Genomic DNA, 23,001 nt, shown 5'->3' with positions numbered 1-23,001 from the left:
ATATAATCATCACTTATGACTCTTACATCTGGCGGATTCAAGCAGCAAGTGCAACAGTATAAAAACCAGCCATAACTTCACTAGGCGTATACCAGCCTAGTGTTTTTCTAGGGCGATGATTGAGAGCAAATTCTATCTGCTCTATTTGTTCATTTGACACTTCATCAAACGAAGATGATTTTGGCAGATATTGCCTGATCAGACCATTGGTATTTTCATTTCTGGCTCGTTGAATCGACTTGTATGGATCTGCAAAGTACGTCTCTATCCCTGCTTCCGTTATCCGCCGGTGCTCGGAGAACTCCTTACCATTATCAAAGGTTACACTGTAGGCATGACTGCTGCGCAAACATGCTAAAGCACACGAAATCGTTTTAGTTGTGGTTCTAGTTTGTCCCAAATGAACGATATGTACATACAAGCTTTTGCGCTCAACCAGAGTTAATAATGCCCCCTTGTGATTCTTGCCTATCACGGTATCACCTTCAAAATCACCTAGGCGTTGACGTTTCTCGACGACCTCATCGCGACAGTGAATACTTGTTCTATCAACGAGTTGGCCTCTACGGTCTGTATTTTTATAACCTCGTTTACGATATTTCTTTTGATGCCTTAAATGAAGGTGGAGCTTACCACCTTTAGATTTATCTAGATAAACATACTGATAAATCCATTCATGTGAAGGCACATCAAGCCAACCTCGTTGTGTTAAAGCACCTGAAATTTGCTCAGGAGACCAATCTAAGCCAATCAGATAACGAATATAAACGAGAGCAAAATCTGTCATTTGTGAAGAGGATCGATATCGTCTTTGACTTGAAAATTTCTCTGCCTGTTGAGCTCGATATCCACGTTTTCCAGTATTTCTTTTGATCTCACGATAAAGGGTTGATCGAGAACGTCCAAGCTCCCTGGCAAGGGTAGAGATTGAAGATTTGCTTTTCAAAGCAGCATAAATTTCGTATCTTTCATCTTGAGAAAGTTGGGTGTATTGCTTCATTGGGTGCTTTCCAATTGCGAGTTGAAAAAAGTCTAATGATTTTAATACACCTAACTTTTTCAACTAACTACAAATATGTCGCACTTGGTATTTGAATCTGCGTCTTTAATTAGATACCCTTTTTCAAGATAATCTCTAAATGGATTACTTTGCAGGTTATTGTCTAAAATTAATTTTCGCTCAAAATCACAAAAGCTTATTTTTTCAGTCATTAAATTAACAAATAATTTTATAGCAACAATGGCATCATAATTGTAAAGTTCTTTATCTATCCTTAACTTAGATTCTTTTTTACATCTTATGTTGAAAATGAAATCTTCTTTATAGACTTTCTGATCAACCCAAATTTCCACTATTTCTTGCAATGGAATACACGGGAACAAATTATGTTTGTCATTTAACATTATTTGCACCTTACCCGCTAATACCGATTGGATTTCTCTCAAGCTAAAACCATAAGTTGTTTCCAATTTATTACTTTGTCCTCGAAATCCAATCGAGCCACTCCCGTATTTATTTTTTGAAGATAGTAAATTCTTAACATTAACTGGTGATCTAATCACTTCAGGTAGTTCTTCTACAATATGTCCAAATAATTTTTCTAATTTTTTCTTTTCACACAGATCATTACAGTGAACTTCAAATTTTATGTCATAACCTCTCTCAAAAGCTCCTTTTTTATTTTCAATCCATAAACCCACAACGAACCCTACTTTACTTTTGTATTCTAAATAACGATTGCAGACAGATTCAAAAGTTGCATATTGCTTTCTAACACTATAATTTCTTTGTCTAAACAAGTCATAATCACCATCACAGACAATAAAACCTTTGAATCCCTCATAAAATTCAACCTGCTTATATTGCTTATCAAGAGTCTTATAAAGAGTAGTATTTTTATCATCTTCCGATACGGTATAACTTGCATGATGCGCAGTAGAATACTGATCATTTAATCTGACCTCTAGACTAAAGCACAATCCTTTATGGTCACCCAAGTCCTTAAAATCATAATTGAATTTATCTGGTTTTAGTTCCTTTTTAATATGATTATGAAAATATCCTGAAATATCCTTAGGCAATTTAAGATCAACTGATTTCCCATTCCTATTTTCAACAATAGTATCTTGTACTTTTACATGACATGAAAATGTGTTCAAACCCAAATTACAGAAGTGTTTATAGATTAAAAGCTGCAACTCTCCAACTCTGTTATTTTCATGTTTATTTTGATCAGAGATACATTTTATATCTGCAAGGAAGTCCAACTGATCAGAACTAAAAAAGATATCTGGCTTCACATTTACGCCAAAATCTTTTTCGAAATCTACATTTCCCAACTTGGATAATTCGGCAGAAACCACGACTTCCCACATCGCCCCCAAAGCTTCCTCTGGTCTTTTCGAATTATTGAGACGCATTAATAAATGCTTTAGATCACTCGTTTTATGTCTAATTAAATCAATGCACTCTTGAATATATTGTCTTGGAAAAATCATGATTTGATTAATATTTATTCATTCAATTCATTTTCTTATAGTATATTGATTTGTTCAACTAAATCTTAATGTATTAAGTCTCGCATCATTATTTGCATACTGCTAACCATCCTCACAAATAATCCCTCCTAACCTCCCTTTAAAAAAGGGAGAAACCACACGAATCTAAAACTGCCATTAAATTCGCGGGAAGTCCCCCTTTATCAAAGGGGGATTTAGGGGGATTCTTGTTGAATAAATTGATAAATCACTTCCACCACATCATCCAACTGCCGCATCACCTGCCCATTATCAAATCGTAAAACCTTTAACCCAAGCTGAGTCAAATCTTCATCGCGAATACGATCTGCTTCTAAGCCATCAATTGTAAAGTGCTGGCTACCATCACACTCTATCACCAAATTAGCAGCAGGACAGTAAAAATCTACGATGTAGTTTAAAATTGGCTTTTGCCGATAAAATTGCAAGCCTAGTATTTTCTTATTACGCAGCCGCGACCAAAGCAACTTTTCAGCATCCGTCATGTTATTGCGTAAATCCCTTGAGGCCTGTTTTAAATTTTTATTGTAGGGTTTCATTTTTATGCTCTTTTATTTTTATTAATCCCTTCCCTTGCGCCATACATAGCTCACCTTTAAAAATATGGGCCATGCCAGTACGGTCGGTGACCGTAGCTTAGGCTATCCGAATGCTGGGACACATGGTTTAGGTATGATCTTTAGCGATATTGCTGATCATATTAAATAAGAATTTCAAGATTTGAAAAAAACCTCGCATCATCGGAGCTTTTTAATTTACTGACATACACTCCGTGCTGAAGCAAGCTAGTAGAAAGAAGGTCTATTGAAATTTTTCTAGATAGTTAGTTAGTTTTTCTTTAACAACAACCCTTTTATTACCCTTCATCTGAGCTTCACTCAAAATTCCTTCCGAGTCGACCACCACGACTGGATGACCATCCTTTTTCAAGCGAGCTACGCCTTCAAATAACATCCGGGCACCGACATTATGAATTAAGGTCAAATTGGTCAGATCCAGCACGATTCGTTTTTTGCCTTCTGGTTCATCTTGCAAAATCCGTAGCAGCATTTCCGATTCAGTAAACTGCAAAACGCCACGTAGTTCATACACCACCACATGGTCACGTTTTCCAGTGAGATAACGACTTTGCAAAATGGTCTGTGCCGATGGCGTACCTTCCATTAAATGCAGACCCATTTCCCGGGACAGACGCTCAAAAGTATCGACGCCACGTACACTATGTCCATGCTCATCAATTCGTGGAGAAAACACAGCAATGCCGACCTGTCCCGGCAACACACCGATAATACCGCCTGCGACCCCACTTTTAGCCGGAATACCCACCGATGTCAGCCAGTCACCGGCAGCATCATACATTCCGCAAGTGAGCATCACACTCAGGACTTGCCGCACCACCGAACGATCCAGCAATTTTTTACCGGTTTGCGGCTGAATCCCGCCGTTGGCAAGTACCGCGGTGATCATCGCTAGATCTTTGACCGTCACCTTGATTGAACATTGCTTGATATAACCATTAACAATAGCCTCTGGATCTTCTTCCAGTACGCCTACTGTACGTAGCATATAACCCAAGGATCTGTTACGAAACGCTGTTTTCATTTCAGAGGTATATACTTCGGTATCAAAACTCAGCTCACGCCCAGCCAGACCACTTAAAAAACGGCGTATCTGTTCCGCACGGGATACGGTGCGTTTATAAGGAATCAGAGAATGGGCGGTAATTGCACCCGAATTAATCATTGGATTTTTCGGAATATTGGTGTCTTTCTCTAGTGAAATCTGGTTAAAAGCCTCGCCCGAAGGCTCCACGCCTACTTTTTCCATAACCTTGGTCAAACCGACTTTCTGCAAAGCCAGAGCATAGGCAAAGGGCTTGGACATAGACTGCATGGTAAACTCAAGCTCGTCATCACCGGTTGAATACACTGTGCCATCTACGGTGGAGAGCGCCAAAGCAAACTTCTCCGGATCTACTGCTGCCAGCTCAGGAATATAATCTGCCAAGGCACCTTTATCATTGTCACGGCAGGCGCTTAAAACATGCTTGAGATAGTCTGGCACCGGAGTTTTCATCGAATGAGCTTATTCCAATTCACTATTATTTTTAATTAACATACTGGCTTTTGACTTAAGTACCAGAGTGAAAAAGTAATTTTCTGCATATCCGTGTTATCGGATCTGCGTTCTTTGGATCAAATTCTCTAGACATAAATGGTATGTATATTTTAATTTTCTCTTTTTAAGAGATATCAAAAAAGGGCAATGCCGCCCTTTTATTTATGCTGAATGATTTATTTGACTTTGGTCTTGCGAATCATCTTGTACAGCATCTTTGGAGAAATACGCGAAACTACTACGCCAAGTTTTTCTTTCTTGCCGCCAATCACAATATATTCTTCGCTCTGCTGTAATGCTTTCACCGTCTGTTTGGCAAAATCCTCCGCCTCTAAACCATTTTCAATCGCTTCGTCCTGCTTGGCTTGCGGTTTGCCTTGACCATTTAGGGCATTAAAAGAGACATTGGTTTTTACGAAGCCGGGGAAAATCACTGAGACCTGAATACCCTGATCTGCCACTTCAGCACGCAGGCTGTTCGCCCACATATGGATTGCACCTTTGGCAGCTGAATAGGATGCTCGATACTGGGTACCCAACAAGCCAGCGACACTGGACACAAAGGCAATACGACCGGACTTTTGTGCAAGGAACGTCGGTAAAACTGTTTTGGTCAGAAACACCTGCGAGAAATAATCCACTTCCATAATGGCTCGTTCAGTTTGCATGGTGGTATCGGAAATCAAGGCACGCTGGCTGAGACCTGCATTATTGATCAGCCAGTCTATACGCCCTTTCTGGCTCAGCACTTGCTCATAAGCATGACGAACCTGATTTTCATCGGTAATATCGGCAGCGATACAGATATGCTGATCAGGATTGCTCAAGCTTAAACGGACATTTTCCAGTTCATCCATACGGCGTGCAGTCAGTACCACTTGCGCCCCCTGCAAGGCACACTCCTGAGCAAGAGCCTTGCCTAAACCTGAAGATGCACCGGTAATCCATACCACTTTGTTGTTTAAACTGTCCTGCTGCGCCATGTTATGCTTCCTGTTTTGAATTACGATTCTGAATGGTTTGATCTGTCATTTTTAGGCCCTTGATTCAAAAACATTAGAAAATGATCAAAGTAACGATGGGTTTCTTGAGCATCATAATATGCACCCAATTTTTCCAGACGTTTATAGCCCAATTGCGTGGTCAAACTAATTACACCATTTAAGGTTTTATCAACCACCAAATTGAATTTCAACATTTTTTTAGGTTCACGTACCAGATACGTCACCCCTTGATCAACCATTTCGGTAAAAGCCTTCAAGGCAGGCGAAACATATTGGCTATTTCCACTCTTTACCTGTTCCACACAACCTAACAGTTCCACCACCATTACATGATCAACATTATAGGAAATATAGTGTTGATCATCTTTTTCGTGAGCCATTTCAATTAAATAGTTGACCATCGGAATTAAGCGATCATTGCCAAAAAATGACACCGACCACGGCATATACTTACGTACCGTATCTAAAATCTGCTGCACCACTTTGTCTGACTCCCGGTCACCCGAGGTAGATAAACGCGAGATTTCGCCAAAAACCTGATCGACAATTTCACAGGAGATATCTGCCAGCACCTCACCCAGCGGTTTCGCCAGGCTTTGGGTTTCACCTTCATTCAGTTGCTGGTGAATCTGGCGGAATCTTTGGTGGGTTTCAGCCTTTAATTTTAAAGAAATCAGATAACTCATAATCATTATCTCCTTTTAGAATTGTTCTGCGATCATCTGCGCTGTTTTTATAATACTCTCATCATAGAACCTAATTGTGTATGTGCCAAATGCTTATTTTTTGCATTTTCTTTAGCTGCCTAATCTGCATTTTTTTTTGCTACAATAAATGCAATTTTTTATTCACTTTTGATCTGTTCGAACTATGACTGATTCTGCGCAAAATATTGCTACAACCTACGATCCGACCGAGATCGAGAAAAAATGGTACCAAACGTGGGAAGAGCGTGGTTACTTTAAGCCGTCTGAAAAGGGCGAGTCTTTCTGTATCATGATTCCGCCACCAAACGTCACTGGTAGCTTGCACATGGGTCATGGTTTTAACAATGCCATCATGGATGCCTTGACTCGTTATAACCGTATGTCAGGTAAAAATACCTTATGGCAACCGGGGACTGACCACGCAGGTATTGCAACACAAATGGTTGTAGAGCGTCAGTTGGGTGCGCAAGGTATTAGCCGTCATGACCTGGGCCGTGAAAAGTTCATCGAAAAAGTCTGGGAATGGAAAGAACAATCTGGCGGTAATATCACCCGTCAAATCCGTCGCCTCGGTTCTTCGGTTGACTGGTCACGTGAACGCTTCACCATGGATGAAGGCCTATCTAACGCAGTGAAAGAAGTGTTCGTTAAACTGCATGAAGAAGGTCTGATTTACCGTGGCAAACGTCTGGTGAACTGGGACCCTAAACTACAAACTGCCCTGTCTGACCTGGAAGTTGAGTCTGATAAAGAAGAACAAGGTTCGCTGTGGCACTTTAAATATTTCTTTGAAGACAAGTCATTGCGTACCCACGATGGTAAAGATCACATTGTAGTTGCAACAACACGTCCTGAAACATTGCTCGGTGATACAGCGGTTGCGGTTGCCCTAGATGATGAACGCTATGCACACTTGGTGGGTCAAAACATCATCTTACCTATTACAGGTCGTGCGGTTCCAATCGTTAAAGATGAATATGTTGACAAAGAATTCGGTACCGGTTGTGTAAAAATCACCCCTGCACACGACTTCAATGACTATGAAGTAGGTAAACGCTGCGAATTGCCAATCATCAATATCTTCAACAAAAATGCGGAAGTATTGGCTGAGTTTGAATATATTGAAAAAGCGGGCGAGCAGATTTCTAAAACTATTCCTGCACCTGCAGAATACGTTGGCTTAGAACGTTTTGAAGCACGTAAAAAATTAGTTGCACAAGCTGAAGCTGAAGGCTGGTTAGACCAAATTCAACCATACACATTGAAACCACCTCGCGGTGACCGTTCAGGTGTGATCGTTGAGCCTCTATTGACTGACCAATGGTATGTGAAGATTGCGCCACTTGCGAAACCTGCGATTGAAGCGGTTCAAGACGGTCGTATCAAGTTCGTTCCTGAGCAGTACAGCAATATGTACATGGCTTGGATGAACAATATCCAAGACTGGTGTATCTCGCGTCAATTGTGGTGGGGTCACCGTATCCCTGCTTGGTACGATGCTGAAGGCAATGTTTACGTGGGTCGTGACGAAGCTGAAGTTCGTGCGAAAAACAACATCCCTGCTGACGTTCAGTTAAACCAAGACGAAGATGTACTGGATACATGGTTCTCTTCAGGTCTTTGGACATTCTCAACTTTAGGTTGGACTGGCGACGAAGCAAAAGACAAAGAAAACTACTTCTTAAATACATTCCACCCAACAGATGTATTGGTGACAGGTTTTGACATCATCTTCTTCTGGGTTGCACGTATGATCATGCTGACCATGCACTTCATGAAGAATGAAGATGGTACGCCACAAGTGCCGTTCAAAACTGTGTATGTACACGGTTTGGTACGTGATGGCGAAGGTCAGAAGATGTCTAAATCTAAGGGTAACGTGCTTGACCCATTAGACTTGATTGACGGTGTGGATTTAGAAACTTTAGTACAAAAACGTACGACTGGTTTGATGAACCCGAAACAAGCGGCGAAGATTGAAAAATCAACCCGTAAAGAATTCCCTGAAGGTATTCAATCTTACGGTACGGATGCAGTTCGTTTCACTTTCTGTGCGCTTGCAAACACAGGTCGTGACATTAAGTTCGATATGAAGCGTGTTGAAGGTTACCGTAATTTTGCCAACAAAATCTGGAACGCGACGCGTTTCGTGATGATGAATTGTGAAGAACAAGTGATTGGTACTGAAGTTCGTCAAGACCTATGGGAATTGCCTGAACAATGGATCGTGAGCCGTCTACAAAAAGCGGAACAAGCGGTACAAACAGCATTTGCGACCTATCGTTTAGACTTGGCTGCGCAAGCGATTTACGAATTCATCTGGAATGAATACTGTGACTGGTATGTCGAATTAACCAAGCCTGTATTAAACGATGAAAACGTATCGGTTGAGCGTAAAGCCGAAGTTCGTCGTGTATTACTTGCGGTGATGGAAGCATCTTTACGTCTTGCTCATCCGTTAATGCCTTACTTGACTGAAGAAATTTGGCAAACGCTTGCGCCTAAACTTGGCATCACTGGCGAAACCATCATGCTTGCGCAATACCCAACAGCTGATGAAGCGTTGATGAATGACCAAGCTGAAGCAGATATGCAATGGCTTCAAGGTTTGATTGGTGCGGTACGTAACATCCGTGGTGAGATGGGTTTAGGTAATGCACGTTTATTGCCTGTTCTTCTTCAAAACACGACTGAAGCAGAAAAAGCACAGATCACACGTATTGAAGCATTGTTTAAAGCATTGGCGAAAGTTGAAAGCATAACTTTCTTGGCTGATGGCGAACAACCACCATTGTCTTCATCTTCTGTTGTCGGTCATGTGTCTGTATTCGTTCCAATGAAAGGCTTAATTGACCCTAAAGCAGAATTGGGTCGTCTACAAAAAGACTTAGACAAAGTTCAAAAACAGCACGACCAAATTGCAACGAAACTTGCGAATGAAGGTTTTGTCGCGAAAGCACCTGCTGCTGTAGTTGAAGGCGAGAAAGTTAAACTTGCTGAGTTTGCTGACCAGTTAGCAAAGATTAAAGCGAATATGGAGCAAATTGCGGCGCTTTAATGCTGTAGTTTGATTCAAAAAAATCCCCTCGAATGAGGGGATTTTTATTAGTCATCTTCAATAACGTACACATCATATTTATCAAATATATTATCAATTTCCTCCCCCGTGTATTTTTGAGTCAAAAAATTATAAGTTTTGATATCAGTAGCGCCCCATGGTCTTAAATCGAAAAATACTTTTTCAAAATACTCACTAAGATTTTCCAACATCATAAGATCTCTACAAAATCCTAGAATTGTATTGTTCGGTTGAAAATCATATTGATTTGTTAATTTTTCTATTTCTTTATCTAACTTAGATAAAGTGTCTAATCCAAACAAATTTAACTCTGATATTAAAATATTCCCAATCGATGCTTCTAATTCATAATCTTGAAACTTCAAACTTTTATATTTATTTTGAAATAATTTCTTCAATCCGATATTCGTAAGTTCATAATTTAATATATCTTTATTAATATTCTCATTTACTTGTTTTGCATACTCTTCGATTTCAACAGTTAAACGGTTAAATTCAAGATCTGCTGACTCTAACAAACCTGAAAGTAATTTAAACCGGCGATTTAAATATGATGGTAATTTCCCCCCTAATTTATAACCACGATCATGCTCAATTTCAGCCCATGCATGTTCTAAAGCAGTTCTAACTTGAATCTCAAAACATAAACCTTTATATGCTGAAAATTCAGGTAACTTTTCTCGATTTTTTCCTACATCACATACAAAATGGACTGAACGATAACCAACTTTTTCCTCACCTAATTTTTCTGATTTATTTACGCTATCAGCTTTATGCACATTAAACATAGCAGTAATCAAGTCACAAACTTTTTGTACGTCCGCTTCAATTAATGTAATAACCCGAATACCTGCTAAATCAGTCATTGACTCAGGGCTATAATCTTTTTCTGTCAGTTTATCTTGAATTTTCTTTAAAAAGCTTTTCTTAGTTTTGGAACGATAAGGTACATCTACAAAACTAATTTGCTGAGAAATTAATGAATTCTTTAAGGTAACAGCAATAATTTCCGCTAATCCTTTATAGGGATCAATATTATTGTCATACCATAGACCATGATCTTCTTTAGTTTTGATCTCAACTTTAGAATTCACAACACCCCCACATAATAAATTTTAATTAATTGTTTTATATCATTTTGAAGTAATTCAATCACTCTATTTTTATACTTTAAACCCTCACCCTAGCCCTCTCCCATAGGGAGAGGGAGCATCGTCGGATTTAAGACCTATATGAATTCCACAACGGAGTCCCCTCTCCTCTCAGGAGAGGGTTAGGGAGAGGTGCTTTTGCTTTTTAATTCAAAACACACATTCCACAAATCCTCCAACACCACATCCGTCCGCCCCAAAATATCATGATTCCAATACCGAATTACAGTTAACCCCAAAGCCTCTAAAAATTTGGTACGTTCAGCGTCGTATTCTTTTTTCTCAGCCGTTCCATGCTGACTCCCATCCAACTCAATCACTAAGCCAGTCTCATGACAGTAAAAATCTACAATATAAGGTGCGATTACTTGCTGACGACGGAATTTAAGTACCATAAAACGCTTGGCACGTAGGACTTGCCACATAAGAGCTTCTGCATCGGTGGCGGTGTGGCGCATAGATTTGGCGAATTCTAATAGTTGGGGAACTATTTTTATTAAGCTTAAAAAAAACACCATACAAAGATGATGCTTCATTCAAAATCAATGATAAAATTAATCCAATGACCAACCAAATGTCCTGCTTTTAAGTAAAGTTTTTAAGTAATCAAAATCCTTGTAATCATTTAACAGTTTCTGATCTTTTAACAGTTTTTTTTGAATATCAGCCAAATCACGTTGATATTTTTTAGTCAAATCAACAGGATTAAAGGTCTGTTTATAAAAACCTGAGCCGACCCAATCAAATGAATAAACAATATCATCTACCTCAAATTGCAATTGCTCAATTTGCTCTTCTAGCAATAGATTATAAAGTTTCAAATGCTCATTTGCGATTTTAACTGCCTGTTTTTGATCAACTTGTGCTGCATAAGCACGTAATTTTAACAAGGTAAGTAAATCTTTCTGCTCTAAAGCTGAATTGGCTTGCTGTAATAATGCTGTCTTTTCAATTTGTTTTTGCTCATCTTGCTCACGATCAGGATGAATCAGTGAAGCGATTTTTAAATAAATCTTTTTCAATGACTGCTCTGCCATTTTTTTTGCTTCTTCAAGCTGTGCTTGCTTTTTTAAAATCTTCTTTTTTTCTTTTTCAGCAAATTTTTGATAATCATTACGCTCATCTTCATTAAGTTGGTTTTGTAGAAAATCAGCTTCTTCTCGATCTAATTTATCTTTCACTTTTTCCATAAACGCTTCGAGATTATCGAGATCTAAATCGAAGTCAAGCCAATCAACTGTCACCCCTATTTGATCTGCTAGAATTTCTTTCATGACTTGTTTCTTCATCATTTCATCAGCATCCTGTGCTTGATTCGAATGATCATTGACATGAATATCGACTTCCTCAGAATGAGAATCCACTTCTATAAGCTCGTAATATTGAGCGATGATAACCATCAACTCATGCTGCTGTGCAGATAGATTAGGATTATCAAGGAGCAGACTCGCTAAAATTGAAATTTTTTCATCCAAACGCTGTAAATATGTTTTTGCGATTTTATGCGTATTTTTATATTGCCAGAGGGTCTCTAATTGACTGAACAAAATTTGGTGCCACTGACTATATAAAGGTAAAAGTTCTTTACTTGCCTCCTGTTGGACTTTTTGCTGCGCTTGTTGCCATTCCTCTAATACAGCTTGTAATTTCTCAATTTTATTAACCAAGCGATTAAACTTTTTCTGTTGTGGAGATAAATTTTCAGTTGCTTGATACGCACTTAAATCCAAAATGCTCATGATCTGACTTCATTACCGATTTCAATACTTTTAATATCTTAACATGATGAATCCTTAAGCACTTTTGAACTATTTAAAAATCTTAAGTTACTTATAAAACCCCATGCTCCATCAACATCTCTACCCCACTCACTTTCTTCATATACTTCAACCGTTCCTTTTCCCCTTTTAGCTGCTTTTTCAACGCTGAAGTATCCACATCCACCTGCTTATATAAATCGGTAATTTTGCCCTTGCCTGTCCATGTTTTTCTATTCCAGCTCAACGATTGAATAATTTCCTCTATCTGGTCATCCAGTTTCTGGCTTTGCATATCTAAAGCAAGTTGATAGAACTTCATCTGTTCGGCACTTAAACCCTTTTGTGAAGCGCCACGATTCTGCTCGATCTGGATTTGCAGTTTCAGCAAATAAAATAAATCCTGTGCTGCATAGGCTTCATTTGCCTGCTGCAACAGCTCAGTCTTTTCTATTTTTTTCGCTTCATCCGGTTCACGGTCTGGGTGAATGGTTGCCGCAATTTTTAAATAAACACTTTTCAACGATTGCTCAGCCAGCTTTGCAGCTTGCTCCAGCTTTTCCTGCTGGCGTTTTAACTTGGCTTGTTCACGGGCCTGACTGTACTTTTCGCTATCCCATTCCTCCAAGTCATCAGATGCAGCCTGATCCGAATCACTTTCTTCATCGAAAAATAGCTCTATCTCCTGGGCGCTTTGCTTTTTATTTTTTCTGACTTGCGTGTATTCAATATGCTGTTGATAATAATTGTAAATGTCGTCAACAATCTGGGCATGTTGCCCTGATAAAGATTGAGAATCTTTTAAGTAAGCTGCAAGAGACTGGATTTTGACATCTAGCTGGGTCGCCTCTGTCTTGGAAAATTCTGCCTCATGCAAATGCTTCCATAGCTGTTCCAGTTGCTGAAACAGCACGGTATGTAACTCATGATAAACCGGCATTAAAGTTTGACGGGTATATTGCTGAATCTGTTCCTGCGCCTGCTGCCACTGCTTCAGTTCAAGCTGCTGCTGTTCAATTTTATCAATCAGCCGGTTCAGCTTTCTCTGCTGCGGTGAAAGCTCGGCATCTGGCTGAACAGTGGTTTTTAAATCAAAAGACATGGCAAAGATGCAACGCAAATAAATGCTATTTTATCCCTAAAACTTTTAAGTGACTGCTGATTTACTGCAAATAAAAAAAGCAGACCTCAGTCTGCTTAAGGGAGTTATCAATTAATTTTCAACAATAACCCGTCCATTTAAGGGCTGAATCGGACGATTATTCGGATGTCCCATAAGTTTGGAGAACGCTGCAATCTGTTGTGCCGAAGCCTGCTGAATATCTTTTAGAATGAGCCAGCGTACTCCTTCCGAACATGGTGGTGTCGTCAGTGATCCGCTAAAGCGATAATAATCAAGGTTTTTAGGCAGCATCTGATTCACCGGTTGCGGTTTGCTTAATACCACTTTTTCACCTTGTTTTTTCGGCAAATGGTTCCACATGTGTTTAAGCATCTGGCTTTCTGCACCCTGCTCGAACATCATGCCGACCACAGCAAGCTCACCTTTAGTATTGGCATGCACAAAGTGAATTTCCAGTGGATAGCTTTTACCCTTGATCAGATTTTCACTCGGGCTATGCAAATGGAACTGTTTTAGCACAAAGGTATCGCCATCCAGCTGCAATTCACCACCTTGAGCAAAATCCACCTGTACGGTATGACCTTTATTTTCGATCGCATGAATCATGGTGTTATAGCTGAACTTTAAAGGTTGCAGCTCTGCCTTTACACTACCTTGGATATTAATAGGTGACTGATTTACACTATTACATGCAGCATATTTATCGCTCAACGAACCCCACTGATGGGTATGCTTATAATCCCAGTCTGCATCTGCATATGCGGTATTCATAAGTCCAAATGCAACTGCACATAGCATGGCCTTTTTCATTTATTCACCTACCCTCGTTATCAATCATTTTTTAAATACATGAATGATCATGTATTTATTTTCCTTACGATATAATTAAGCAACTGATTTATTAATAAATAATAGACTTATTTCATAAGTCATTTTTTACTCAGTTCCATATTGTAGATTCCAGCAATTAAATTGAATCTTAAACCCAGTCTTTTTCCTCGATTACGATATCGCTCAGCAAGGATTTTGAAGGTTTTTAAACTGCCAAATACATGCTCAATCCCAATTCTTCTTTTGTTGATTTCTTGATTATAGATTTTTAGTTCAGGATTCAATTTACAGCGCTTTTTTGCTTTTAATGGCAATAGGCTATTTGGATACACTGAGTAAATCCCTTGATAGCCTTTATCTGCAAGGATAAAGGCACCTGCCGGAATCTGATGCAAGTTTCGTTTGAAGAGTGCGAAATCATGTACAGCACCACGACTCGTGCATAAACTCAGAATTTGTTGAGTTCTATAATGAATGATGGCCTGTACTTTGAAAGTATGTGCCTTCTTTTTGCCACTATAGCTTTTCTTCTGTTTTTTTAGGTCTTTGTATTGGAATTTCTGTGGCATCAACAATCACCACGTTCCAGTCGATGCCTTCGCCCTTAGGTAAATGCTTCGGTAAATTAAATAGATTAGACTTGATCAGGCAGTCCTCTACATGACGGACAATTCTTGAAGCAGTCGGCTCTGACACACCATAACTAGTTGCAACATGGAACAATGTTCGATATTCACGCCAATAACTTAAGCACAGAAGGATTTGATCTTCTATGCTTAATTTGGTGGGTCTACCTTTAGCAGGAACATGCATTTTCAGTTGTTCCACCATTAAATCAAAGGTTGACCATGAGATGCCTGTGTATCGCTTAAACTGTGTTTCAGAAAGCTTTTTTGAATCGATGTATTTCATCCGCAGATTATGCATGAATATTTAAAATTCTTCGGTACAAATAATCAGCAAGAGACTGTTTGTTTTTTGATTTATGAAAGAGGCCTAATATTTATCTTAATGATTAAAATATTAAAAAATTCAGACGGGCATTATTAAAACAGAGGGGAAAATCGAAACAAGCACAAAAGATTCCATTCTCAAACTAGAATGTCGTTGAAGTTTTATAGTTTTGTTATTAATTGAAAAATATAATATTTTTAATTCGGCAATTCATGTTCATCATTGAGTAATCCATGACGGATGATACCGAGATCTTACCTGTATAAACATAATCACTAAACTTCGCATTCAAGTTCATTGCTACACTCAGGTCACCTAAGGAAATATGAGCTAAGTCTATGGATTTTTTTAAGATTTTTATCCACGATACTGACTGGACCTTTATTAGCGAAATTCTGCTGCGCTGCTTGGTCATGTATATCATGATCATTGTCTTCTTGCGTTTGACCGGCAAGCGTGGAGTACGTCAACTTTCTATTTTCGAAGTTGCAATTATCTTGGCTTTGGGTTCGATCGCAGGCGATCCTATGTTTGATGAAACACTGCCTTTGCTGCAGGCATTTATCATCATGTCTACCATTATTATTTTATACCGTCTTACCACCTACCTGACCATGCAATACCAACCCTTTGAGGACCTCCTCGAAGGCAAACCGCTTTATATTGTTGAAAATGGTGCCATGGTGCTTGAACATATTGCCAAAGGCAAAATGTCGCATGACGAATTCTTTGCTGAGATGCGTCAGCAAGGTGCTGAACACCTGGGACAAATTCGTACTGGATTGCTGGAAAGCGACGGTAAATTCAGCATACTCTTTTATAGTCCCGAAGAAGTCCGTTATGGCTTACCTCTATTTCCTAGAGCCCAACAGGACCTCATTACAGAAGTTGAACCGCATAATTATTATGCCTGTCTGCATTGCGGTAACGTGGTGTTGCTATCTAGTCCAGATGCAATCTGCCAGCGCTGTGAATATTGTAAATGGGTCAAAGCCATCAATACCCAGCGCCAGACTTAATGCTTGAGATAATCCAGCACTTGAGCCAGATTCTGGATCTTGTGTTCTATCTGCTGTAAAGGCGTATGGAATCCTTCCATCCATAAAGTCTGCATACCAGCATTCTGTGCACCCTGAATGTCATTGACAGGATGATCTCCAATATAAAGACAGTGCTCTGGAGCCACAGCGAGCTTTTGCGCAGTATATTGAAAAATTTCAGGATTTGGTTTACTGATGCCAACCAGACCTGAACTCATGATTTCATCAAAATAATGAGCAAAACCCAGCCCGTTAATAATATTCATACGAGTGTCATGTCCACCATTGGAAATAATCGCCAGCTTATAATCTGCAGCTTTAAGTGATTGCAATACGTTTTCTGCTTGTGGCATGGCGACCGCGAACTGGCCAAAATTATGGAACCAGAAGTCACTCAATTCTTCTAATGGTGGCTGAGATTGCCAAGACAATTCTTGCAGAAGCGCAAAAGCCACCGATCCACCAATTGTGGAATGGGTCAGCAGTTCTTTTTTCGGATAGCCACCATTATCAATACGGCGCACGATCTCGGTAATTTTTGCGATATCGACCAGATTTAGCATCTGACTATATTGCTCTGCCAGATATCGGCTATAAGCCTGCACACTTAAATCACGATGCGTCAGTGTATTATCCAGGTCAAATAAAACAGCTCGTACAGTCATAATAGTTACATCAAACTTTTATATTTACTTTAACAGCTCAAACCCTGCTGCTAATGGGTTTAAACTCATAAGCTATACAAAATTCCATATAAAAAGGCGATGTAAAAACATCGCCTTTTTTCAGAATACGAAGTCTAAATTAGAATTTGTATTCAAAACCTGTACCAAGTACTGGTTGTTTAGTTTCATTTGAAGCTTGTTCAAGTGTTAAATAACCAGCGTAGCCATAAGCTTTCACTTGTTTAGAGAATGCATAGTCTGCACCCACAAGAATTTGTTGGGCTTCAAAATCTGCAACATTGGCTTTTGTAAAGCTTGTAGAGTTTTGACTATATTGGCCTTTTACTGTCCATTTATCAGCATTTGGTAATTTATATTCTGCTCCAATTAGCCAGCCTTGTGCATCATCAATATCATTACCATTTACAGCAATACCATTACTTGCCACTGAAGTTGCATTTGAATTACCTTCAACCTCTGCAAGATCAGATGTTTGGAATAACGCCTTAATGGCTAAGTTATCATTTACATTTACTCGGCCAATCGCACGAATTGTATCAGCAGCAGCTAACAAAGCTTTTGCTGTACCAATTTCACCATTTTGTGTGTTTAAGATACCTACACCAGCAAAGTTGGATGGAATCGCTTTATCATAACCAAGACCTAAAACAACTGCTTTGCTGTCATATACTAAAGATGCTGACCATGCATCACCTAAGCCACGGCCTGCAACTTTAGCACCGCCTTTAGAAGAGCTAATACCACCGGCTTCACCTGTAGCTAATAGTGCAGTTGCTTTTAGTTTACCTTCACCGACTGCAAAGCCAGGAGCTTCATAGACGACAACATTATCGATACGGTTTTCACCGGTAAAGATACCCGCCATATCCGCTTTATTTGCAACATAGTTATTGAAAGTATCAACTACTGAAGAAAGCTGTTTTACAGGCGTATCGATTTTACCTAGTTTTACTGTACCTAACTTTTCATCTTTAAGACCGACTAAAAGATTACGCGGTACAAATGTATCTGTACTTCCACCATTGTCTACATAGAAGGTAAATTCAGCTTGATAAAGCCCACTTAAACGGTCAGTAAGTTTCTCCTCGCCTTTTAAACCCAAGAATGAATTATTAGTATTCAGTTCAATAACATCGCGATCAGACACAGGTGAAGCATTGTCTTCAGGTAAATAATCAACTGTGGCATCAATCTCACCATAAAAAGTTGGTGCTGCAAAAGTAGTTCCCGCCAACAAACTTAAAGCAATCGCTGTTGCTAACTTAGTTTTCATTTCAATAGTCCTTTAGTTAATTTTGTAACAAATCATACACAACGTCTTTATATTACAAAATTATTAAAAATGTATTTATATATTCTTTTTAGTACTTTAGGCTAATATTCAACCAAACATTTGATTCAGCGCGATTTTCTATCAATTTCACGTTGTTTTACCCAACCGCTTATCGGGATTAAGCACAATATTGCAGTAAAAACGATGCCATACAGATAATCCTGATAACCCAATCTATCCCCTAATATTCCACTTATGCTATAAAGCCCGCCACTTACCGTCGCCATGATCGCTACTTGAAACGTAAAGTCCGTTCCCGCCAGATGTTTACGGCTGTATTGCATAACTAAAGTCAGCATCACTACCAGTAACATGGCAGAAATCATATCTTCAGCCGCATTAATCAAGTAAATCACCATGGGTGTAACTGACTGTTTGGCTTCGTATTGCATTGCCAGCCAGGCATACGCCATTAGGGTGATAATTTTGATAATTGAGAAAGCCATCAAAGTTCGGGCACGGGAAAATATTTTCAGGCACCAGCCCGCAAGTCCTGCACCAATCAGTGCCGCAAATGCACCGAGCATAGTCACGTAAATCCCGATCTGGCTAAAACTCAACCCCATATCGACCATTAGCGGTTTTAATAAAGGTCCAGACAGGCCATCCGCAATTTTAAAAGTCACCAGAATCGCTAGCCACCAGCGTAAAGTAGATTGTTGGAGAAAATATTGAAAATAGCTTTTTAACTGAAATTTATTTTGCTGGGCTTTGGCAATCGCGTTCAGGTTTTCATGTTGTGGCTCTTTAAATAAAAGTATGGGTAAAGTATTCAGAAAGACAAGAGCTGCTAAAATCAGGAACGTCGTTTGCCATTGCAGGACATCCAAGAGCCATAGGATGGCACCGCCACCGACAATAAAACCCAAACGTGAACCCATCACCTGAAAGGTATTACCCCAGTGTTGCTGGTCATTTTTCAGAATATTGACCGCGAGTCCATCCGTAGCAATATCCTGTGTCGCCCCAATACCATTCATAAATAACAGCGCCACAAAAAAAGCCAGCAGATAAACTGGCTGATTTAATGCATCAATTGGTATAAAGGACAGGATGATGAGTACGATGACAGACAATAACTGTGCGGGAATAATCCAGCTACGATAATGGCCTTTTGTAGAACCATAACGATCGACTAGAGGTGCCCAAAAAACTTTGATTGACCAAGGCAGCATCAGCAGGCCAAATCCACCAATATGCGTCAAAGATACACCTTGAGCACGCAAAATTACTGGAAGTGCATGCGTCATAAACCCTACCGGTAAACCTTGCGCCCAGTATAAGGAAAATAGCAAAACATAGAGGTTGCGCATGGCCGGCATTAAAAGTCCTTGGCTGATCAAACATTCCAGAAAACATTATCTGGCATGGATATTTTGCCAGTGAAAAAATTACCACGAAGGAATAATATAATAAAAAACAAAGAATATTGTCGTAATTCAAGAGTCTTATAAGATGGCAAATACTTCCTTTCCTGACCTGCCTGCTTTAGTCCCTGGGCGTGGCAGTAAATTCAGCCGGACATTTTATAAAAAGCTTTTTCTTGCTCAAGGCTGGAAAATGGAAGGTGAATTTCCAAATCTTCCAAAAGCAGTTGCCATCATTTCTCCGCATACCTCCAATATTGATGCCTGGCTGGGCTTCAATGCCCTGCTCGGTCTCGGCATTCAGATCACGATTTTTGGCAAGGACAGTCTGTTTCGTACACCACTGAAACCGATTCTGGAATGGATTGGTGTGGTTCCTGTCGTACGCGACACCCCTCAAGGACATACCCGGCAAATTGTTGATGTCATTAATCAGACAGACCGGATCTGGGTAGGTATGGCACCTGAAGGTTCACGTAAAGCACCGGAAAAAATCCGTAGTGGTTTTTATCATATTGCCAAAGCTGCCAATCTGCCGATTGTGATGTTTTCCTTTGACTATGACATTAAAACCATTCATATCCTGGGTGTGTACTATTTAACCGGTGACTATGAATATGATCTGGAGCAAATCTATGCTCATTATGAAGGCAAAATCTCGGCGAAAAATCCGCACTGGATTGCCAAGCCTTTACAAAAACTGGTGAAAAAACGCTAGGCAAAATGTCTTTTTTTTGCTCTGATAACCATAATTTGCTTATTTAACCCTCAATTTTTAGAATGAAATTAATTCGTTATGCAATGATTGGTTGTTTGGGCCTAAGCCTTGCAGCCTGTGACAGAAGCCCATCGAAACCTGTTGTGACCCCGACGCTAAAAGCCCGTGAACCCGTAGTTGCTCTTGCCTTGGGTGGTGGCGGAGCGAAAGGCTTTGCCCATATAGGGGTGATTAAAGTCCTGGAATCACATGGGATTAAACCTAAAATCGTCACCGGAACCAGTGCCGGCAGTTTTGTCGGCAGCCTGTATGCCAGTGGTAAAACCCCATATCAGTTACAGCAGATTGCGCTTAATTTTAAGGAAGCGGATATTCGTGATCTGACCTTAAACCGTCAGGGCATTATCGCCGGTCAAAAGCTACAGGATTATGTCAATAAGAACGTGGCCAATAAACCCATTGAACAGTTCCCGATCCGTTTTGCTGCGGTTGCTACGCGCTTAGATAATGGCCGTAAGGCTGACTTTATTAAAGGCAATGCCGGCCAGGCTGTGCGTGCCTCTTGCAGTATTCCGAATGTCTTTGTGCCAGCGGTCATTGGCGGTACTAAATACGTCGATGGTGGACTAGTCAGTCCGATTCCAGTGAAAACAGCCAAAGATATGGGCGCTGATATTGTCATTGCGGTTGATATCTCGGCACGCCCGGATGCCAACAAAGCCATGAACATGTTTGGCCTGCTCGATCAGACTATTAATATCATGGGTCAGCAAAGTATTAATGAAGAACTGGCTCAGGCCAATGTTGTCATTCAGCCGAAGGTCGGACATATTGGCACACTGGATCTGAAATCCAGTAATGAAACTATTCTGGAAGGTGAAAAGGCAGCCCAGTTGAAAATCCGTGCTATTGAAAAGGCCATCAGCGATTTCAGCAAGTCACCAGCCGCTTTACAACCACCACGCAAGGCCAAGTTCTAAATCGGGATGGCAGGTATTCATCCGCTGCTGCATCTGCTACATTGAAGTAAAGATAAAAATCATGATGAATATTTAATTTTGAATTACATAGGTCAATTTATGCAATTTGTTCTTGAACCCTGGCACTGGTTTGTACTTGGCATCCTCCTCATTCTGTCAGAGTTAATTTTACCGGCATTTGCTGCGCTCTGGTTTGGTATTGGGGCCATTATGGTGGGTATTCTGTACTGGATGTTCCCGATGATGGGACTGACCACGCAGCTGCTGACCTGGATCATTCTTTCTGTACTATGTACCCTAGCCTGGTTCAAATTTATTAAGCCACTTTCTACGGACAAGACCAAAGCTGGGCTATCACGTGAAGCGACTATTGGCCAGGTGGGTATGGTGATTCAAACCAATCTGGATCATGGTCAGGTCAAAGTCCGCTTTCCGCTGCCTGTCCTCGGTTCTGATGAATGGGACTGCCGTTCCTTAAGTCCGGTACAAGTCGGCGACCGGGTTCGTGTGGTCGATATTCTCGGCAATGACCTGGTGATACAACCGCATAGCAATAATTAAGCAAAGGAAAAGGTGAAAAAGACATGAGTGTAAGTTCTATTATTGTATTGGCCCTGCTGGCCTTTGTAGCTGTCACCATTTTCAAAGGTGTACGAATTGTTCCTCAAGGTTACAAATGGATTGTACAGCGTCTGGGCAAATACCATTCTACCTTGAATCCTGGCCTGAACTTCGTGATCCCTTATATCGACGAAGTTGCTTATAAAGTGACGACCAAAGATATCGTGCTGGATATTCCTTCTCAGGAAGTAATTACTCGCGATAACGCAGTCTTACTGATGAATGCCGTAGCTTATATTAACCTGACTACACCTGAAAAAGCCGTGTACGGGATTGAAAACTATTCATGGGCGATTCAAAACCTGGTTCAGACGTCATTGCGTTCGATTGTTGGTGAAATGGACCTGGATGATGCGTTGTCATCTCGTGATCACATTAAGGCACGTTTGAAAGCCAGTATTTCAGATGATATTTCGGATTGGGGGATTACCCTGAAAACGGTTGAAATTCAGGACATCAAGCCATCACATACCATGCAGGCAGCAATGGAAGAACAGGCTGCTGCGGAACGTCAACGTCGTGCCACAGTGACCAAAGCCGATGGTGAAAAACAGGCTGCGATTCTGGAAGCAGATGGTCGTCTTGAAGCCTCACGTCGTGATGCAGAAGCACAAGTGGTTTTGGCTGAATCTTCACAGCGCGCGATTGATATGGTGACTCAGGCGATTGGTGACAGAGAAATTCCAGTAGCCTACTTACTTGGCGAGCAATATGTGAAAGCCATGCAGGATATGGCGAAATCCCCAAATGCCAAGACTGTAGTCTTGCCAGCGGATATTATGAATACCATTCGTGGCGTCATGGGTCGCAACAATTAATTATTAAGAAATACGAATCAAATAGGCAGTCGAATGACTGCCTATTTTTATTTAAATCAAGAAAATCTCAGCAAAGATTGTGAAATTATGGTTAAATTTCGCGTTTATTTTTGAAATCTTCCGGATTTAATGTTGCATGGCTTTCGGATTAAAGACCACAACATTTGCCATAATCC

At 40.2% G+C, this 23,001-nt stretch carries 22 protein-coding genes and 1 pseudogene; 7 read left to right on the top strand and 16 right to left on the bottom strand.

Annotated features, from left to right (window positions below; genetic code table 11):
- Window positions 1-37: 37 nt before the first annotated feature.
- The 3 genes from IHE35_RS03780 to IHE35_RS03770 form a co-directional block, all read right to left on the bottom strand.
- The gene (locus IHE35_RS03780; protein ID WP_180182461.1) at window positions 38-1,000 is read right to left on the bottom strand and encodes an IS30 family transposase; all 963 of its coding nucleotides are present in this window, start codon (window positions 998-1,000) and stop codon (window positions 38-40) included.
- 59 nt (window positions 1,001-1,059) lie between these two features.
- Window positions 1,060-2,421, bottom strand: a complete 1,362-nt coding sequence (locus IHE35_RS03775) for a hypothetical protein (RefSeq protein WP_242789371.1) — start codon at window positions 2,419-2,421, stop codon at window positions 1,060-1,062.
- A 293-nt stretch (window positions 2,422-2,714) separates the two neighbouring features.
- Window positions 2,715-3,077 (bottom strand): endonuclease domain-containing protein, encoded by a 363-nt coding sequence (locus IHE35_RS03770; RefSeq protein ID WP_242789370.1) that lies wholly within the window; start codon window positions 3,075-3,077, stop codon window positions 2,715-2,717.
- Window positions 3,078-3,141: 64 nt separating this feature from the next.
- Between IHE35_RS03770 and IHE35_RS14700 the strand changes: the two are divergent.
- Window positions 3,142-3,246: pseudogene (locus tag IHE35_RS14700) on the top strand (dihydroxyacetone kinase); the annotation flags it as partial.
- Between the two features lie 93 nt (window positions 3,247-3,339).
- On the opposite strand, the gene IHE35_RS03765 reads toward IHE35_RS14700, so the two are convergent.
- The 3 genes from IHE35_RS03765 to IHE35_RS03755 form a co-directional block, all read right to left on the bottom strand.
- Entirely contained in the window at window positions 3,340-4,614 is a 1,275-nt protein-coding gene (locus IHE35_RS03765; protein ID WP_242789369.1) for a glutaminase, read from the bottom strand.
- A gap of 218 nt (window positions 4,615-4,832) precedes the next feature.
- Complete coding sequence (locus IHE35_RS03760) at window positions 4,833-5,639, bottom strand: SDR family oxidoreductase (RefSeq protein ID WP_242789368.1); 807 nt, start codon at window positions 5,637-5,639, stop codon at window positions 4,833-4,835.
- Between the two features lie 20 nt (window positions 5,640-5,659).
- Complete coding sequence (locus IHE35_RS03755; protein WP_242789367.1) at window positions 5,660-6,346, bottom strand: hypothetical protein; 687 nt, start codon at window positions 6,344-6,346, stop codon at window positions 5,660-5,662.
- A gap of 184 nt (window positions 6,347-6,530) precedes the next feature.
- Here IHE35_RS03755 and IHE35_RS03750 point away from each other — a divergent pair, with 184 nt between their 5' ends.
- Window positions 6,531-9,425, top strand: coding sequence for a valine--tRNA ligase (locus IHE35_RS03750; RefSeq protein WP_242789366.1), 2,895 nt, complete (start codon window positions 6,531-6,533; stop codon window positions 9,423-9,425).
- 47 nt (window positions 9,426-9,472) lie between these two features.
- Here IHE35_RS03750 and IHE35_RS14655 read toward each other — a convergent pair whose 3' ends face one another.
- From IHE35_RS14655 to IHE35_RS03715, 7 genes are all read right to left on the bottom strand, one after another.
- Complete coding sequence (locus tag IHE35_RS14655; RefSeq protein WP_275975178.1) at window positions 9,473-10,540, bottom strand: RelA/SpoT domain-containing protein; 1,068 nt, start codon at window positions 10,538-10,540, stop codon at window positions 9,473-9,475.
- A 179-nt stretch (window positions 10,541-10,719) separates the two neighbouring features.
- Window positions 10,720-11,133, bottom strand: coding sequence for an endonuclease domain-containing protein (locus IHE35_RS03740; protein ID WP_242789365.1), 414 nt, complete (start codon window positions 11,131-11,133; stop codon window positions 10,720-10,722).
- 18 nt (window positions 11,134-11,151) lie between these two features.
- Window positions 11,152-12,336, bottom strand: coding sequence for a molecular chaperone DnaJ (locus IHE35_RS03735; RefSeq protein ID WP_242789364.1), 1,185 nt, complete (start codon window positions 12,334-12,336; stop codon window positions 11,152-11,154).
- 91 nt (window positions 12,337-12,427) lie between these two features.
- Complete coding sequence (locus tag IHE35_RS03730) at window positions 12,428-13,456, bottom strand: molecular chaperone DnaJ (RefSeq protein WP_242789363.1); 1,029 nt, start codon at window positions 13,454-13,456, stop codon at window positions 12,428-12,430.
- Between the two features lie 111 nt (window positions 13,457-13,567).
- Window positions 13,568-14,287 (bottom strand): carbonic anhydrase family protein, encoded by a 720-nt coding sequence (locus IHE35_RS03725; protein ID WP_242789362.1) that lies wholly within the window; start codon window positions 14,285-14,287, stop codon window positions 13,568-13,570.
- Window positions 14,288-14,406: 119 nt separating this feature from the next.
- A complete protein-coding gene (locus IHE35_RS03720) occupies window positions 14,407-14,877 on the bottom strand; it encodes an IS5/IS1182 family transposase (protein ID WP_004646477.1) in 471 nt (156 codons plus the stop codon).
- Window positions 14,825-15,220: a transposase family protein gene (locus IHE35_RS03715; RefSeq protein WP_004646478.1), complete on the bottom strand. Its 396-nt coding sequence runs from the start codon at window positions 15,218-15,220 to the stop codon at window positions 14,825-14,827. Before IHE35_RS03715 ends, IHE35_RS03720 begins: the two co-directional genes overlap by 53 nt.
- Window positions 15,221-15,600: 380 nt before the next feature.
- Between IHE35_RS03715 and IHE35_RS03710 the strand changes: the two genes are divergently transcribed.
- A complete protein-coding gene (locus IHE35_RS03710) occupies window positions 15,601-16,281 on the top strand; it encodes a YetF domain-containing protein (protein WP_242789361.1) in 681 nt (226 codons plus the stop codon).
- On the opposite strand, the gene IHE35_RS03705 is transcribed toward IHE35_RS03710, so the two are convergent.
- From IHE35_RS03705 to IHE35_RS03695, 3 genes are all read right to left on the bottom strand, one after another.
- Window positions 16,278-16,967, bottom strand: coding sequence for an HAD family hydrolase (locus tag IHE35_RS03705; protein WP_242789360.1), 690 nt, complete (start codon window positions 16,965-16,967; stop codon window positions 16,278-16,280). The two genes, IHE35_RS03710 and IHE35_RS03705, sit on opposite strands and share 4 nt — an antisense overlap.
- A 139-nt stretch (window positions 16,968-17,106) precedes the next feature.
- Window positions 17,107-18,261, bottom strand: a complete 1,155-nt coding sequence (locus tag IHE35_RS03700; protein WP_242789359.1) for a porin — start codon at window positions 18,259-18,261, stop codon at window positions 17,107-17,109.
- A 125-nt stretch (window positions 18,262-18,386) separates the two neighbouring features.
- Complete coding sequence (locus IHE35_RS03695; protein WP_242789358.1) at window positions 18,387-19,643, bottom strand: MFS transporter; 1,257 nt, start codon at window positions 19,641-19,643, stop codon at window positions 18,387-18,389.
- Between the two features lie 133 nt (window positions 19,644-19,776).
- Here IHE35_RS03695 and IHE35_RS03690 point away from each other — a divergent pair, with 133 nt between their 5' ends.
- The 4 genes from IHE35_RS03690 to IHE35_RS03675 all read left to right on the top strand — a co-directional run bounded on the left by IHE35_RS03690 (window position 19,777) and on the right by IHE35_RS03675 (window position 22,825).
- Complete coding sequence (locus IHE35_RS03690; RefSeq protein WP_242789357.1) at window positions 19,777-20,406, top strand: 1-acyl-sn-glycerol-3-phosphate acyltransferase; 630 nt, start codon at window positions 19,777-19,779, stop codon at window positions 20,404-20,406.
- Between the two features lie 62 nt (window positions 20,407-20,468).
- Complete coding sequence (locus IHE35_RS03685; protein WP_242789356.1) at window positions 20,469-21,386, top strand: patatin-like phospholipase family protein; 918 nt, start codon at window positions 20,469-20,471, stop codon at window positions 21,384-21,386.
- Window positions 21,387-21,485: 99 nt separating this feature from the next.
- Entirely contained in the window at window positions 21,486-21,947 is a 462-nt protein-coding gene (locus IHE35_RS03680; RefSeq protein WP_242789355.1) for an NfeD family protein, read from the top strand.
- Between the two features lie 23 nt (window positions 21,948-21,970).
- Window positions 21,971-22,825, top strand: coding sequence for an SPFH domain-containing protein (locus tag IHE35_RS03675; RefSeq protein WP_242789354.1), 855 nt, complete (start codon window positions 21,971-21,973; stop codon window positions 22,823-22,825).
- The last annotated feature ends 176 nt before the right edge of the window (window positions 22,826-23,001 follow it).

The organism is Acinetobacter sp. ASP199 (assembly GCF_022700675.1).
Taxonomy (GTDB): domain Bacteria; phylum Pseudomonadota; class Gammaproteobacteria; order Pseudomonadales; family Moraxellaceae; genus Acinetobacter.
This window is presented reverse-complemented; position numbering and strand designations above follow the sequence as displayed.

Excerpts from the sequence above, each read along its gene's own strand:
- IHE35_RS03780 (WP_180182461.1), bottom strand. The coding sequence starts at position 1,000 with ATGAAGCAATACACCCAACTTTCTCAAGATGAAAGATACGAAATTTAT.
- IHE35_RS03775 (WP_242789371.1), bottom strand. The coding sequence starts at position 2,421 with ATGCGTCTCAATAATTCGAAAAGACCAGAGGAAGCTTTGGGGGCGATG.
- IHE35_RS03770 (WP_242789370.1), bottom strand. The coding sequence starts at position 3,077 with ATGAAACCCTACAATAAAAATTTAAAACAGGCCTCAAGGGATTTACGC.
- IHE35_RS03765 (WP_242789369.1), bottom strand. The coding sequence starts at position 4,614 with ATGAAAACTCCGGTGCCAGACTATCTCAAGCATGTTTTAAGCGCCTGC.
- IHE35_RS03760 (WP_242789368.1), bottom strand. The coding sequence starts at position 5,639 with ATGGCGCAGCAGGACAGTTTAAACAACAAAGTGGTATGGATTACCGGT.
- IHE35_RS03755 (WP_242789367.1), bottom strand. The coding sequence starts at position 6,346 with ATGAGTTATCTGATTTCTTTAAAATTAAAGGCTGAAACCCACCAAAGA.
- IHE35_RS03750 (WP_242789366.1), top strand. The coding sequence starts at position 6,531 with ATGACTGATTCTGCGCAAAATATTGCTACAACCTACGATCCGACCGAG.
- IHE35_RS03740 (WP_242789365.1), bottom strand. The coding sequence starts at position 11,133 with ATGAAGCATCATCTTTGTATGGTGTTTTTTTTAAGCTTAATAAAAATA.
- IHE35_RS03735 (WP_242789364.1), bottom strand. The coding sequence starts at position 12,336 with ATGAGCATTTTGGATTTAAGTGCGTATCAAGCAACTGAAAATTTATCT.
- IHE35_RS03730 (WP_242789363.1), bottom strand. The coding sequence starts at position 13,456 with ATGTCTTTTGATTTAAAAACCACTGTTCAGCCAGATGCCGAGCTTTCA.
- IHE35_RS03725 (WP_242789362.1), bottom strand. The coding sequence starts at position 14,287 with ATGAAAAAGGCCATGCTATGTGCAGTTGCATTTGGACTTATGAATACC.
- IHE35_RS03720 (WP_004646477.1), bottom strand. The coding sequence starts at position 14,877 with ATGCCACAGAAATTCCAATACAAAGACCTAAAAAAACAGAAGAAAAGC.
- IHE35_RS03715 (WP_004646478.1), bottom strand. The coding sequence starts at position 15,220 with ATGAAATACATCGATTCAAAAAAGCTTTCTGAAACACAGTTTAAGCGA.
- IHE35_RS03710 (WP_242789361.1), top strand. The coding sequence starts at position 15,601 with ATGGATTTTTTTAAGATTTTTATCCACGATACTGACTGGACCTTTATT.
- IHE35_RS03705 (WP_242789360.1), bottom strand. The coding sequence starts at position 16,967 with ATGACTGTACGAGCTGTTTTATTTGACCTGGATAATACACTGACGCAT.
- IHE35_RS03700 (WP_242789359.1), bottom strand. The coding sequence starts at position 18,261 with ATGAAAACTAAGTTAGCAACAGCGATTGCTTTAAGTTTGTTGGCGGGA.
- IHE35_RS03695 (WP_242789358.1), bottom strand. The coding sequence starts at position 19,643 with ATGCCGGCCATGCGCAACCTCTATGTTTTGCTATTTTCCTTATACTGG.
- IHE35_RS03690 (WP_242789357.1), top strand. The coding sequence starts at position 19,777 with ATGGCAAATACTTCCTTTCCTGACCTGCCTGCTTTAGTCCCTGGGCGT.
- IHE35_RS03685 (WP_242789356.1), top strand. The coding sequence starts at position 20,469 with ATGAAATTAATTCGTTATGCAATGATTGGTTGTTTGGGCCTAAGCCTT.
- IHE35_RS03680 (WP_242789355.1), top strand. The coding sequence starts at position 21,486 with ATGCAATTTGTTCTTGAACCCTGGCACTGGTTTGTACTTGGCATCCTC.
- IHE35_RS03675 (WP_242789354.1), top strand. The coding sequence starts at position 21,971 with ATGAGTGTAAGTTCTATTATTGTATTGGCCCTGCTGGCCTTTGTAGCT.